General features: G+C 72.3%; 11 protein-coding genes. 1 reads left to right on the top strand and 10 read right to left on the bottom strand.

All coding sequences use genetic code 11. The features are described from left to right. Nucleotides 1–16 precede the first annotated feature (16 nt). From FMEAI12_RS07395 to FMEAI12_RS07430, 8 genes are all read right to left on the bottom strand, one after another. Nucleotides 17–1,141: a restriction endonuclease subunit S gene (locus FMEAI12_RS07395; protein WP_112105443.1), complete on the bottom strand. Its 1,125-nt coding sequence runs from the start codon at nt 1,139–1,141 to the stop codon at nt 17–19. Then, nucleotides 1,134–2,828, bottom strand: a complete 1,695-nt coding sequence (locus FMEAI12_RS07400) for a class I SAM-dependent DNA methyltransferase (protein WP_112105444.1) — start codon at nt 2,826–2,828, stop codon at nt 1,134–1,136. The genes FMEAI12_RS07395 and FMEAI12_RS07400 overlap by 8 nt, the downstream gene beginning before the upstream one ends. Before the next feature lie 77 nt (nt 2,829–2,905). Continuing rightward, nucleotides 2,906–3,379, bottom strand: coding sequence for a hydrogenase maturation protease (locus FMEAI12_RS07405; RefSeq protein WP_112105445.1), 474 nt, complete (start codon nt 3,377–3,379; stop codon nt 2,906–2,908). Next, nucleotides 3,370–4,659 (bottom strand): Ni/Fe hydrogenase subunit alpha, encoded by a 1,290-nt coding sequence (locus FMEAI12_RS07410; RefSeq protein WP_112105446.1) that lies wholly within the window; start codon nt 4,657–4,659, stop codon nt 3,370–3,372. Before FMEAI12_RS07410 ends, FMEAI12_RS07405 begins: the two co-directional genes overlap by 10 nt. Continuing rightward, on the bottom strand, nt 4,649–5,512 hold the full coding sequence (locus tag FMEAI12_RS07415; protein WP_112105481.1) for an oxidoreductase: 864 nt from the start codon (nt 5,510–5,512) through the stop codon (nt 4,649–4,651). The genes FMEAI12_RS07410 and FMEAI12_RS07415 overlap by 11 nt, the downstream gene beginning before the upstream one ends. A gap of 17 nt (nt 5,513–5,529) precedes the next feature. Beyond that, nucleotides 5,530–6,369, bottom strand: a complete 840-nt coding sequence (locus FMEAI12_RS07420; protein WP_112105482.1) for an FAD/NAD(P)-binding protein — start codon at nt 6,367–6,369, stop codon at nt 5,530–5,532. A gap of 16 nt (nt 6,370–6,385) precedes the next feature. Next, the gene (locus FMEAI12_RS07425) at nt 6,386–6,853 is read right to left on the bottom strand and encodes a cyclic nucleotide-binding domain-containing protein (protein WP_112105483.1); all 468 of its coding nucleotides are present in this window, start codon (nt 6,851–6,853) and stop codon (nt 6,386–6,388) included. Further along, the gene (locus tag FMEAI12_RS07430; RefSeq protein WP_112105447.1) at nt 6,840–8,024 is read right to left on the bottom strand and encodes a 4Fe-4S dicluster domain-containing protein; all 1,185 of its coding nucleotides are present in this window, start codon (nt 8,022–8,024) and stop codon (nt 6,840–6,842) included. Before FMEAI12_RS07430 ends, FMEAI12_RS07425 begins: the two co-directional genes overlap by 14 nt. A 260-nt stretch (nt 8,025–8,284) precedes the next feature. Between FMEAI12_RS07430 and FMEAI12_RS07435 the strand changes: the two genes are divergently transcribed. Next, nucleotides 8,285–9,691, top strand: a complete 1,407-nt coding sequence (locus FMEAI12_RS07435) for a phosphoribosyltransferase family protein (protein ID WP_112105448.1) — start codon at nt 8,285–8,287, stop codon at nt 9,689–9,691. A 34-nt stretch (nt 9,692–9,725) separates the two neighbouring features. Here the strand turns inward: FMEAI12_RS07435 and fbp are convergent, their stop codons facing one another. Further along, nucleotides 9,726–10,886: a fructose-1,6-bisphosphate aldolase/phosphatase gene (gene fbp, locus FMEAI12_RS07440; protein WP_112105449.1), complete on the bottom strand. Its 1,161-nt coding sequence runs from the start codon at nt 10,884–10,886 to the stop codon at nt 9,726–9,728. Between the two features lie 49 nt (nt 10,887–10,935). Continuing rightward, entirely contained in the window at nt 10,936–13,251 is a 2,316-nt protein-coding gene (gene ppsA / locus FMEAI12_RS07445) for a phosphoenolpyruvate synthase (protein WP_112105450.1), read from the bottom strand. Nucleotides 13,252–13,270 lie beyond the last annotated feature (19 nt).

Below are 13,270 nucleotides of genomic sequence, written 5' to 3' on the forward strand. Positions count from 1 at the left end.
ACCCGCCCCTCCCCCGTCACACCAGGCTCCCCATGGTTCGCTCCGCGTCCCGGACACGGACCTCCCCGGACATCAGCTTCGGCGACAGCGCGTCCCGCAGCCGAGCCAGCGCCGCCGACTCCGCGTGCGCCGCCTCGCCACGCGCGTCCAGCGCCGCCAACTCGGCGCCGATCCCGGCACACCGCTCGGCCGCCGGCACCGCGATCACCAGGTCGTTCAGCTTGGCCCTGCTCAACTCGGTCTGGCCGGTGCTGCCCTCGCCCATCAAGGTGATCCTCGGCTGCGCGGCCAGCATGGAGAATGCCCCGCACACCGGATCCAACCGGTCCGGTACGAACCGGACGACGGTGACATGCGAGTCGACGGTCGCCCGCGTCGCATGCACCCACCTCGCCACCCGACCCAGGGTGCCGATGCCCGTCGAGTTGACCAGGACGTCGTCCGCCCGCAGCCGTTTCGCGGCGGGGACCGCGGCCGGTTCCGTCCCGCGGGCCGGTGCGAGGTCGACCCGGCCGGCGCGTACACACTTCTGGTTGAGTACGACGAGCGCGGAGTCGTCCGCCGTGTACCGGGGCGTGATCCCCCGGGTCAGCGTCTCGACCAGGTCACCGAGCCTGAGCTCCCGGCGGCCCGGCCCGCGCGTCGCCGCCGCGTACCGTGCCTCGGCGAGCTCCCGGGCAGTCGAGGCAAGCCGATGGTTCAGCGCGATCTTGTCGTCGAGGGCGCCCAGCACCGCCGCGATCGCCCGCTGTTCGGGATACTCCGGCGCACGCAGCTCGACGGCGGCGATGTGGTTGCGGTTGAGCGAGGGCTGCGCGCTCCCCGAGTTGAACCGGGTGAAGTCGATCGTCCGCAGCAGGAAGTAGAGAAAACGCGGATCGTTGCCCTGGAAGTCCTCGACGAACAGCACGGTGTTCAACGGCCAGTAGTCAGACGGCACGTACGTCACCGTGCCGATTGACGAACCGCTGCGCCCGAGAGTGATCCCCGGCCCGGCGAGCGGCCCCCGGTCATGCCACCCGCTGACCCCGGCGGAGCCGACCACCGGAAAACGACCAGCCCGGCGTTCCGGCGCCGGCAGGTCGAATCCCCGCCGCAGCCGAACCAGGTCAGCGAGCGAGATGCGCCGCCATTCAGGCATCGAGACGCTCCAGTTGGCTGCGAACTTCCTTTTCCAGGCGAGCGGACTCTTCGAAGTGGATGAAGAGTTCCTTGGCGAGACGCTCGATCTTCTCGGCCACCGGCTCGTCGTTGGAAATGTCGGCTTCGGCGGCGCCTACGTAGCGGCCCGGGGTCAGGACGTGGTCGTGGGTGCGGATCTCCTCGGTGGAGGCCGAATAGCAGAAGCCGGGAATGTTCTCGTAGGCCAGGCCCTTGTCGCGGGCCGACTTCGCGCCACGCCAGGCGCGGTAAGTGTCGGTGATCTTCTCGAGGTCACCGTCGGTGAGGATGCGCTCGGTGCGGTCGATCACCGTGCCCATGTTGCGGGCGTCGATGAACAGCGTCTCGCCGCGCCGTCCGGCGAGCCCGCGGGCGCCCGGCTGGCCCTTGTCCTTCGCGAAGAACCACAGGCAGGCCGGGATCTGGGTGGTGCGGAACAGCTGCGGCGGCAGCGCGATCATGCAGGCCACCAGGTCGGCCTCGACCAGCGCGGCACGGATCTCACCCTCGCCGGACTGTTTCGACGACATCGAGCCGTTCGCCATCACCACGCCGGCGGTCCCGCGGGAGCCCAGCTTGGCGATGATGTGCTGCAGCCAGGCGAAGTTCGCGTTGCCGGTCGGTGGGGTCCCGTACCGCCAGCGCTGGTCGTCGACGGTGCGCGCCCAGTCGGACATGTTGAAGGGCGGGTTCGCCAGGATGAAGTCGGCCCGCAGGTCCGGATGCCGGTCGTTGCGGAAGGTGTCGTCCCACCGGGCGCTCAGATCGCCGGTGATCCCGTGGATGGCGAGGTTCATCTTCGCCAGCCGCCAGGTCCGTTCGTTCGACTCCTGGCCGTAGACGGCGATGTCGCCGGAGTGGGTGAGCCCTCGGTGCGCGACGACGAACTTCTCCGCCTGGACGAACATGCCGCCCGAACCGCAGCAGGGATCGTAGACCCGGCCCTCGTAGGGCTCCAGCATCTCGACGAGCAGCCGGACCACGCTGGCCGGGGTGTAGAACTCACCACCGCGCCTGCCCTCGGTGCGAGCGAAGCGCTCCAGGAAGTACTCGTACACCTCCCCCAGCACGTCCCGCGCCGGCCGGGTCGCCGCTTCCGTCGGAACTCCGGCGGCGGATTCGCCGAAAAGCGCACCGTCCTCGCCAGTAGGCGTGGACGCGGGCCGCTCGGTCGCCCGGTGGCCGGTGAAGCGGGCGTCACCGAGCAGGTCGACGAGCTCGCCGAGCCGGTGCTGGTCGACGCCCTCGCCGTTGAAGATCCGCGGGAGGACGCCGGTGAGCGCCGGGTTCGTCCTCATCACGGCGTCCATCGCCGCGTTCAGCAGTTCCCCGATGCCGGCGCTTCTCGCGTTCGCCGCGATGTGCTCCCATCGGGCCTGCCCCGGCACCCAGAACACGCCCTGCCCGGCGTACTCGTCGACGTCGTCGAGGAACTCCTCGGCCCGGGACTCGTCGATCCCGTCGGCGAGCACGTCCTGCCGGATCTGCTCGCGCCGCTCGGCGAACGCGTCCGAGACGTACTTGAGGAAGATCAGGCCGAGGACGAAGTCCTTGTACTGGGCGGCGTCCATCGAGCCGCGCAGCTTGTCGGCCGTCTTCCACAGCGTCTCGCGCAACTGGGCCATGGTGGGCGGTCCGGCCTGAGCGGACTTCCTCCGCGGGGGCATGGATCTCCTTGCGATCGTGGAACCGGCTGGTCAGGGGGTCGGGTTCGGGGCGTCGATCAGGGTAAGCGTGCCGTCGGTCAGCCCATCGACGGCGGTGCGGCATGGTTCGCCGTCTCGGCATGAACCGCGGCGGTCACCGTCCGGGCGGCCGCGGCGACGTCCGGGTCGAGGCCTTCGCCGGCGGAGAAGTCGCGGCCGCAGATCGCGTAGATCACGACGTGCTTCGGGAGCCGGCCGAGTTTCCGTCCGATCTCGACGGTGTCCGCGAGCCCGAGCGCGTGGGTCGACGCGGCGCCCACGTCCCGTGGCAGCGCGTGGTCGTCGGCCTCGACGCGGTGCACGGTTCCGGGCGGGGCGGCCGAGTCGGCGGCGTCGACGATCCAGACCGCGTCGGCCCCCTCCCACGCGAGGAGCAGGCTCGTCGGTTCGCCCTCGGACTCGAGCACGTCCACGCCCGGCGGGGGCCGGCGGCGGAGCAGGCGGGCGACCTCCAGGCCGACGGCGTCGTCGTGCCGGTAGGGATTGCCGATCCCGATGACCGTCAGTCGCATTCGAGGTGGAGGGTCAGGAAGTGGGTCGCGCAGGAGATGCAGGGATCGTAGTTGCGGACGACCTGTTCGCAGCGCCGGACGAGTTCGGCTTCGGGCAGGTCCAGGCCGCGTTCGACGACTCCGCGCAGGTCCTCCTCGATCGAGCGCTGGTTCTGGGAGGTCGGCGGAACGATCTTGGCGTCGAGAACGGTGCCGTCCTGATCGGTCGTGTAGCGGTGGTAGAGCAGGCCGCGGGGCGCCTCGGTGGCGCCGTACCCGGTTCCCGCCCGGGGCCGGGATTCCAGTGCGGGGAGGTCGGGCTCGGTGTAGTCACCGATGATCCGCAGTGCCTCGTCGGCCGCGTGGACCATCTCGACGCAGCGGACGATGATGGCGCGGTACGGGTTGCGCTCGGGTGGGCGCAGGCCGATGTCGGCGGCCGTCTCGCGCGCCGCGGGTGCCAGCCACCGTGCGTTCAGCGCGAAGCGGGCCAGCGGTCCGACGAGGTAGGAGCCGCCCGTGGCGAGGGTGGAGTGCAACGCGTTCGACCAGGGGACCTGCTCTTCGGTGAAGTGCCGGTCGTAGTCGGCGGCGGCGATGTCGAGCCCGTCGGTCGAGACGATCCGGCCACGTTCGACGGGATACTCACCGGGTTGGTGAAGGGCGACGAAGGTCTGGGGGATCTCGTCGTCGGGGAAGTCCAGGCCGGCGGTGAACCGGGCGGCGTCCCGGGCGATGTCCCGGGCCCGTTCGAGCTGGGGGACGAGGCCGGTCAGCTCGCGCCGGCGGGGTGCCCGGTACCAGCCGCCGACCCGCGCGTTGACGGGGTGGACCGACCGGCCCCCGATGACCGTCATGAGGCTGTTGCCGGCCTTCTTCAGTGCGAGCGCGTTCTCCACCAGGGCGGGGTCGTCCTGGGCGAGGTGGATCGCGCTGTCGTAGCCGAGGAAGTCCGGCAGGTGCAGGAGGAAGACGTGCAGGGCGTGGCTCTCGATCCACTCGCCGCAGTAGATGAGCCGTCGCAGCGCGGCTGCCGGGCCCTCGACGTCGAGGCCGCAGATCTGTTCGATGGCCGCGAGCGCGCTCATCTGGTAGGCGACGGGGCAGATGCCGCAGATGCGGGCGGTGATGTCGGGGGGCTCGGTGTAGGCGCGGCCGCGCAGCAGTGCCTCGAAGAACCGCGGCGGCTCGAAGATCTTGAGGCGGACCTCGGTGGCACGCCCGTCGACGATCCTGATCAGCAGCCTTCCCTCGCCCTCCACCCGAGCCAGCGGCGGGGGCGTAATGGTCCTAGTCGTCATGATCGGACCTCCCGCCGCCCTCGCTGCCGCCGCCCTCGCTGCCGCCGGACGCGGCGCGGAACGCGGGCGCCGCGGCGTTGAACGTCTGGAACACCCGGTCGACGTCGTCGTCGTCCATGCCGAGGACCTTCAGCTGCCGGGTCAGCGCGGGGGCGTTCGGGCTCTCCATGGGGCCGAAGCAGCCGTAGCAGCCGCGGTGGTAGGCGGGGCAGATCGCGCCGCAGCCGGCATGCGTGACCGGGCCGAGGCAGGGGGTGCCGTGCGCGACCATGACGCAGACCGTCCCGCGTCGCTTGCACTCGGTGCAGACGGAGGACGAGGAGATGGCCGGACGCCGGCCGGCGAGGAACGCGCTGATCACCTCGAGGAGCTGGCGGCCGTCGATCGGGCAGCCCTGCAGCTCGAAGTCCACCCGGACGTGCGCGGAGATCGGGGTGGACGTCGACAGCGTGGAGACGTACTCGGGAGTGGCGTAGACGGCGGCGAGGAAGCCGCGGACGTCCGCGAAGTTGCGCAGCGCCTGGATGCCCCCGGCGGTGGCGCACGCCCCGATCGTGACCAGGCGCCGGGACGCGGCCCTGATCTGCCGGATCCGCTCCGCGTCCTGCCCGGTGGTCACCGAGCCCTCGACGAGCGACAGGTCGTAGGGCCCGGCGACCGTCGCGCTGGACGCCTCGAGGAAGTAGGAGATCTCGACCTGGCCGGCGAGCGGGAGCAGCTCGTCCTCGCGGTTGAGCAGGGTGAGCTGGCAGCCGTCGCAGGAGGCGAACTTCCAGACGGCGAGCCGGGGCCTGGCCACCCGGCCCGGCACGGCCCCCGGCGCCGGCACTGCCGCCGGGGCCGAGGTCCGCATCGGGTCCGGGGTCGCCATCAGAGCTCCCGCACGGCCAGCAGCGGGCCGAGGCGGTCGTAGTCGTGGACCGGCCCGTCGAGGCAGAGGATCAGCGGACCGAGCTGGCAGCGACCGCAGTGACCGAGGCCGCAGTGCATGTTGCGCTCCACGGACAGGTGGACGCGGTCGGCCGGCACGCCGACGTCGACCAGTGCCCGCGCGGTCAGCCGCATCATGATCTCGGGGCCGCAGGTGAACGCGACGGCCCGGGCCGGGTCGAAGCGCACGTCACGCAGGAGGGCGGTGACGAGCCCGACCCGGCCGCGCCATCCGGGCTCGCCGCCGTCGACGGTGACCAGGGCCTGCAGGTCGGCCCGCTCCTGCCAACCGGCCAGCTCCCGCCGGTGGAGGAGGTCCGCGGGGGTGCGGCTGCCGACCAGGACGGCCACCTCGCCGTAGTCGTCCCGCCGGCGCAGGATCGCCCGGATCAGCGGGCGCAGCGGCGCCAGTCCGAGCCCGCCCGCGACGACGACGACGTCCGAGCCGGCGGCCGCGCTCAGCGGCCAGCCGCGCCCGAACGGACCACGCACCCCGAGGACGTCACCCGGGCGGGCGGCGCAGATCGCCTCCGTCACCGCCCCGACCGCCCGGACGGTGTGCACCAGCGGCCCGTCGTCGCCCGCCGGCCCGTCACCGCCGGCCGGCCCGGGACAGCCCGCCACGGACAGCGGCACCTCGCCGACACCGAAGGCGTAGACCATCGTGAACTGGCCGGGCTCCGCGCCGAGCGGGGCACCGCGGAGCGGTTCGAGCTCCAGGGTCCAGGTGTCCCGTGTCTCCTGGCGGCGGCGCGTGACGCGGAACGGCCGCGGGGTCATCTCCCCGGCCACGCCGTCAGCCCCGGTCCGGGCTTCCGTAGACATCGAGCAGTCGAAGACGGGTCGCCTGCAGGCGCTCGACGAGCACCTGCGCGAGATGGGACAGCACGTCGTAGCCCAGCGCCGGGTCCTGCTCGAACCTGTGTCGCAGGCAGGAGCCGTCGACGGCGCTCGCCCGGACGAGGGAGAGCGCGCGGGCGTCGAAGTGCAGCCGGTACGGCGGGAACAGCCATGACCAGCCGACCACGTCGCCGGCCGTGACCGTCTCGATGGGGACCAGCCCACGGGTCGGGACGAATGTCTCGATCACGACCGTGCCCTGCCGGATGACGTAGAAGGTGTCCGCCGGGTCGCCCTCCCGCAGGATCACCGCACCGGCGTCGAACGCCGCGTCGCGGGCGCATCGAGCGAGCAGCGCGAGGTGATCCGGGCGCATGCCGGCGAACACGCCTGCCTCGCCCAGGGGTGTCTCAACGGATGTCATCGCCGGCCTCCCCCGCCGGACCACGGATCAGCGTCTCCGGGTCGCCGGCCGCCGAGTTCGCGCGGATGGCGGTCAGTTCCTCGGTCACGTCGATGCCGACCGGGCACCAGGTGACGCACCGGCCGCAGCCGACGCACCCGGATGTGCCGAACTGGTCATGCCAGGTGCCGAACTTGTGTGTCAGCCACTGGCGGTAGCGGGAGCGTCCGGAGGCGCGGACGTCGCCGCCGTGGGTGTGGGAGTGGTCCAGTGAGAAGCACGACTCCCAGCTGCGCCAGCGCTCCGCCGTGCCGCCGGTGAGGTCGCTGACGTCCTCCACCGAGGTGCAGTAGCAGGTCGGGCACACCATGGTGCAGTTGCCGCAGCTCAGGCACCGCTGCGCCACCTCGTCCCAGCGCGGGTGTTCGAGGTTGTCCGCGAGCAGGTCGCGCAGGTCGGCCGCGTCGACGGTGCGCCCCATCCGGTCGGCGGCGCCGTCCACCGCCGACCGGGCCGCGGCCCGGTCGGACGCCTCGGCCGCCCGTCCGCCCAGCTCTTCCAGCACCTCGACGCCCCGCGGGGTGCCAGCCTCGAGGAGGATCCGGTGCTCACCGTCCAGGATCTCGCTGAGGACCAGGTCGTAGCCCTCCCGCACCGCGGGGCCGGTGTTCATCGACACGCAGAAGCAGGTGCCGCCCGGCTCGTGGCAGTTCACCGCGACGACGAACACCTCGCCGCGCCGGGCGGCGTAGTCACGGTCGGTGTGACGTCCACCGAGCAGCACCCGGTCCTGGATCGCGATCGCGTGCAGCTCACACGAACGCACGCCGAGGAACGCCACCGCGCCGCGCGGCACCGGCTCCTCCTCCACCTCGAACCCGCCGTCGCCGTCCCGTCGGGTCGTGAGCAGGCGCAGCCGGGGCGGCAGCAGGTGCTGCTTCCACGAGTGCGGCCCGACCGCGTAGCCGAACAGCGCCGCGTCACGACGGCGCTCGAGCCGGTAGCGGCCGGCGTCCTGGACGTCTGTCCAGCCCACCGGCAGCTCCCCGGCACCGCGGATCTCGTCGTAGACGATGGCGCCGTCGCGCACGGTGGGGCCGACGACCTGGTAGCCACGCGCCCGCAGCACGTCGATCAGGGTCCCGACCGTCGCCGGCCCGACGACGGCGTCGGTCACACCTGCGTGCGTCACCCTGCCCCCTCATCCACCCGGACAGCGACAACCTTCTGTAGCAGGTTCCATACCCTTCGCTTTCGCCAGGGAACATCGACGTCAGGCGGAGATCTCCGACGCGACGACCCGAGCCGAGAAGGCCGTGCCGACGACGGCGAGCGGTGCGTGATCAGAAACGTTCGGACGGCCGGAAGCCGGGCAGGAAGAAAGCGTGAGGAACCGGCTACCAGACGCTTACGGGGGCGGGCACCGCTCCGCGGGCGGAAGGGCGGTGTGACGTGCTTTTCCGTGATCGTATGGACGCGGGCCGGCAGCTCGGCCGGAGGCTGGCGCATCTCCGTGGGCTGGACGTCGTGGTTGTCGGGCTCACCCGCGGCGGGATTCCGGTCGCCTACCAGGTCGCGCGGGCGCTGGGCGCCCCGCTGGACGTCATCCTGGTCCGCAAGCTCGGCGTCCCCTTCCAGCCGGAGCTCGCGATGGGCGCAATCGCCGAAGGGGACGTTCGGGTCATCAACCCCGAGACGCGGCTGATGGCCGACATCGGCCCGGACGAGCTGGCCGCGGTCGAAGCCCGCGAGCGGCTGGAGCTGGACCGCCGGATCCGCCGGTTCCGGGGCGCCCGGCCGCGTGTTCCACTGGCCGGTCGCACCGTGGTCGTGGTGGACGACGGGATCGCCACCGGGGCGACGGCGTCCGCCGCCTGCCAGGCGGCCCGCGCCGCCGGCGCCACCCGGATCGTGTTGGCGGCTCCCGTCGCACCGCCGGACCGGATCGGATGGCTGCGCCGGGACGCCGACGAGGTCGTGTGCCTGCACACTCCGGACCGGTTCTTCGCCATCGGCACGTTCTACACCGACTTCACCCAGACGTCCGACGACGAGGTGACGGACCTGCTGCGCAGGGCGGCGGTCCTGGCACCGCAGGCACCTACGGCCGCACCGGCCGCACCGGCCGGGACGCACGAGACGCACGAGACGCACGAGACGCACGAGACGCATGGAGCGGCCACGCCGGGCGCGACGCCCAACCCGCCGGGGCGCGAGGTCGAGGTCGACATCCCTGCCGTCCCGGTCCGGCTGACCGGGCAGCTCACGGTTCCGGAGAAGGCCGGCGGTCTGGTCGTGTTCGCCCACGGCAGCGGCAGCAGCCGACACAGTCCCCGTAACCGGTACGTGGCCGACGTCCTGGGCGCCGCCGGACTCGCCACCCTGCTGTTCGATCTGCTCACCCCCGCCGAGGAGATCGACCGGGCCAACGTGTTCGACATCGGGCTGCTCGCCCACCGCCTGGTGGACGTCACCGGCTGGCTGCGCGGCCAGCCGGGCGTGTCGCACCTCCCGGTCGGCTACTTCGGGGCCAGCACCGGAGCCGCCGCCGCGCTGTGGGCCGCGGCCGAACCCGGCTCCCGCATCGCCGCCGTCGTCTCCCGCGGCGGCCGGCCGGACCTGGCCGCCTCGAAACTGGCCGCGGTGGCGGCCCCGACCCTGCTCGTCGTGGGCGAGCACGATGACCTCGTCATCGACCTCAACCGGCAGGCCCAGGCCCGGCTGCGGTGCGAGAACCGGCTCACGGTGGTCCCGCGGGCCACCCACCTGTTCGCCGAGCCCGGCGCGCTGGAGACGGTGGCCGCGCTCGCCCGTGACTGGTTCGTCCACCACCTGACCCTGGTCACGCACCGCGGTTGACCCCGTCGCGCACCGGCCGGCGGCGGGCCGGGCTCTAACGGCGGCCCGCCGCCGCGGCATGACGTTCGGCGGCGGCCGCCGGCGTGGTGACCGGTGTGGCCGCCGTGGGCAGGGGCTGCCAGCGGTCCGAGAGACGGTCCTCCAGAGCGGGCATGGTGGTGTACTCGAGTTCGTCGAGGCCGAGCCGGTGCGGTTCGAAGGGGCCGTGCCGGCGCAGGTAGTCCATCACCTCGTTGGCCTGCGCCCGGGCGCGGTCGAACGCCGGGTCGTCGAACATGTCGCGGGGGCCGATGAGCCGTCCGCCGGAGATCTGGAAGCCGAGGCACACCACCCGGGGTGGGCCGTCGAACCGGGACGGGTGCGCCTGCCCGGCGGCGACCGGCATGAGCGGCGCGTGGTGCGAGCCGCGCATGCTGCCGGCGACCGTGTAGGCCAGGGCGAACGGTTCGAGGGCCTCGCCGACCGCGGGCAGGCCGGACTGGCAGCGCACGATCATCACCGGGTCGTCCTTGCCGACATACCTGCCGGCGATCAGGGACAGCCGCTGGGTGCTGGTCGCCACCGCCTGCTCGGCCGAGGTCTTCGAGGTGACGCTGTGCAGGACGTAGCGGGCCGGCGCGCCGATGTACATCAGCAGGTCGTACATGTCGGCCGGGCAGTCGAAGACGATCCGCTTCTCCTGGTACAGGTCGTACACCTCGAACTGGAAACCGGCGTGCATCTTCGCGTCGATCACCAGCCCGGCGGTGGTGAACGGGTCGGCGAACATCCGGAACAGCGGGAGGTTCCAGGCTCCCGGCTCGGTCTTGTCCGCCAGGAAGCACAGCACCGTCTCGGACGGCCGTTCGGTGAACTCCAGCTCGGCGTAGCCGGGACCCATGCCCCGCAGGTTCCCGGAGAAGGCGTCGGAGAGCAGGTCCTGCCCGGCCCCGTAGAGCCCCAGATCCCGGGCGATCCGGGTGGTCGCGTGGAAGACGTCCCAGGCGAACGAGTGCACCGCCGCGGCGTCCGGGCCGTGCTCGTGCGTCATGATCAGAGCGAGGTCGTCACCGCAGGCCGCGACCTTCCCGTCGAGCAGCAGATCGCCGCGGGCCGCCTCGACCCGCCGGGTCGCCTCCTCGACCATGTCCGGGTGGACGGCGCAGTGGCCCACGAACCCCCCGGTGTCGGCCTTGATGATGCTCAGGGTCGGCATGACCGCTACCTCCTGACTCGGCGGGCGTGTTCACCAGACGTTCGAAGCCCTACCCGGGCGGGTGGACGGCAGTCCCGCCGCGGGCGGCGGACAGCAGCAACCGCCGCTCGGCCGAGGCGATGACCCGCCGGGCGGCGTCGACCGCGTCCGGGTTGACCGACACCGAGGTGATCCCGAGGCGCACCAGGTGTTCGGCGAAGTCGGGCCGGGTCGACGGCGCCTGCCCGCACAGCGACGAGGTGATCCCGGCGTCCCGGCAGGCCGCGATGATCCGTGCGATGGCGTCCAGCACCGCCGGGTCGGACTCGTCGAACAGCTCCGCGCAGGTCCGCGAGTCGCGGTCGACGCCGAGGACGAGCTGGGTGAGGTCGTTGGAGCCGATGGACACCCCGTCGACGCCGAGCCGGGCGTAGGCCGGGATCCAGTAGGCCACCGACGGGACCTCGGCCATGACCCAGCGGTGCAGGCCGCGGTGGTCGCCGAGCGGGCTGGCGTCGACGGCTTCCAGGCAGGCTTCCAGCTCCCAGCGGGTCCGCACGAACGGGATCATGAGGTGCAGGTTCGGCGTCCGCTCACGGACGTGGGCCAGCACCTCCAGTTCGAGGGCGAAGATCTCGGGTTCGCGGACATAGCGGTAACAGCCGCGGTAGCCGATCATCGGGTTCGCCTCGGCCGCCTCGAACCGCTCACCGCCGGTGAGCCCGCGGAACTCGTTGGTACGGAAGTCCGTCGTGCGGTAGATCACCGGGCGGGGGGCGAACGGGCGGGTGATGCGCAGCAGCGAGGCGCTCATCCTCTCGACGAACTCCGCCCGCCCGCCGCGCGCGAGCAGCTCCTTGGGGTGCACTCCACCGAGCGCCTCGGTGAGCAGGAACTCCGCGCGCAGCAGGCCGACACCGTCCACCGGCAGTGCGGCGACCTCCTCCGCCCGTTCGGCGATCGCAAGGTTGACCAGCAGTTTCGTGCCGGTGGGCTCGGCTTCGGCCCGGCCGGGCCGAAGCGCGGCGACGGTGGTCGCCGGCGCGCCCGCGATGGCCGCGGCCCCTTCGTAGACGGTTCCCCTGGTGCCCTCGACGGTGACCAGCTCGCCGGTGCGCAGCGTCGTGGTGGCCGTGCGGGTGCCGACCACACAGGGCACCCCGAGCTCGCGGCTGACGATCGCGGCGTGGCAGGTCATGCCGCCGCCGTCGGTCACCAGGGCCGCCGACCGGCGGATGGCGGGCACCCAGTCCGGCGAGGTCATGGGCGCCACCAGCACCTCGCCGGGCCGCAACAGGGAGCACTGGTCGGGTGAGGCGAGGATGCGCACCGTGCCGCTGGCCCGGCCCGGCGCGGCCGGAAGGCCGCTGACCAGCGTCTTCCGCGCAGCCGAAAGCACGGATGGTTCGGGTGCCCGCTCGCCGCTCGGCGCCGTGCCGAGGGTGGTGATCGGGCGGGACTGGACGAGGAAGGTGCGGCCGTCATCGCGTGCCCACTCGATGTCCTGCGGGCTGCCGTAGTGGTCTTCGACCCGGATCGCCAGCCGCGCCAGGTCCACGGCCTCGTCGTCGCTCAGTACCCGCTGGGCCCCCTGGTCGGGGGCGAGCTCGACCCGGCGGTCGGAGCCGTCGGATCCCCGCACGATCTGGTGGCTCTTGTTGCCGACCCGGACTTCGAGCAGACGGGGTCCCCGCTTGCTCAGCGTGTAGGTGTCCGGCAGGAGCTGTCCGCCGACGACGACCTCACCGAGACCGAAGGCTGCTTCGATCACGACCCGGGACCGGTCGCCGGTCGCGGGGTCGGCGGAGAAGATGACGCCGGAGCGCGCCGCGTCGACCATCTGCTGCACGACGACGGCGATCGCCGGCTCGCCGCTGATCCGCCTGCTCGCCCGGTAGGCGAGGACCCGCGCTCCGAAGAGGGAGGCCCAGCAGTCCCGGACCCGGTCGAGCAGGTCGCCGCCCGAGGTGTTGGTGAAGGTCCGGTTCATACCGGCGAACGAGGCCCCGGCGGTGTCCTCCTCCGTGGCCGACGAGCGGACCGCCACCCACTCGGCGCCGAGCCGCTCGTAGGCGTCCAGGACGGCCCGGCGAACCGTGTCGGACAGTTCGACGGCACCGACCCGCTTCGCCAACTCGTCCGCCACGGCCGCGCACGCCGCCGGATCATCCGGGTCGAGGCCCGCGGTGCGCGCCGCGAGCTCGGCACGCAGACCCGCCCGTTCCACCGTCTGCAGGTAGGCCGATGCCGTGATGACAAATCCCGGCGGGACCGGCAGACCAGCCCGGACCAGTTCTCCCAGGTTTGCGCCTTTTCCCCCGGCCAGCGCCGTATCGCGCACGGACAACTCGTCGAACCAGGCCACCAGCGGTGTATCAGCCTCCATCAACGTCACCTCACCAGAG

Source organism: Parafrankia sp. Ea1.12, assembly GCF_900465275.1.
GTDB classification, from domain to species: Bacteria; Actinomycetota; Actinomycetes; order Frankiales; family Frankiaceae; genus Parafrankia; species Parafrankia soli.

Bases quoted from the DNA above. Each gene is read 5' to 3' on its own strand.
- FMEAI12_RS07425 (WP_112105483.1), bottom strand. From the start codon at position 6,853: ATGACATCCGTTGAGACACCCCTGGGCGAGGCAGGCGTGTTCGCCGGC.
- FMEAI12_RS07415 (WP_112105481.1), bottom strand. From the start codon at position 5,512: ATGCGGACCTCGGCCCCGGCGGCAGTGCCGGCGCCGGGGGCCGTGCCG.
- FMEAI12_RS07395 (WP_112105443.1), bottom strand. From the start codon at position 1,141: ATGCCTGAATGGCGGCGCATCTCGCTCGCTGACCTGGTTCGGCTGCGG.
- FMEAI12_RS07400 (WP_112105444.1), bottom strand. From the start codon at position 2,828: ATGCCCCCGCGGAGGAAGTCCGCTCAGGCCGGACCGCCCACCATGGCC.
- FMEAI12_RS07410 (WP_112105446.1), bottom strand. From the start codon at position 4,659: ATGACGACTAGGACCATTACGCCCCCGCCGCTGGCTCGGGTGGAGGGC.
- FMEAI12_RS07420 (WP_112105482.1), bottom strand. From the start codon at position 6,369: ATGACCCCGCGGCCGTTCCGCGTCACGCGCCGCCGCCAGGAGACACGG.
- fbp (WP_112105449.1), bottom strand. From the start codon at position 10,886: ATGCCGACCCTGAGCATCATCAAGGCCGACACCGGGGGGTTCGTGGGC.
- FMEAI12_RS07405 (WP_112105445.1), bottom strand. From the start codon at position 3,379: ATGCGACTGACGGTCATCGGGATCGGCAATCCCTACCGGCACGACGAC.
- ppsA (WP_112105450.1), bottom strand. From the start codon at position 13,251: ATGGAGGCTGATACACCGCTGGTGGCCTGGTTCGACGAGTTGTCCGTG.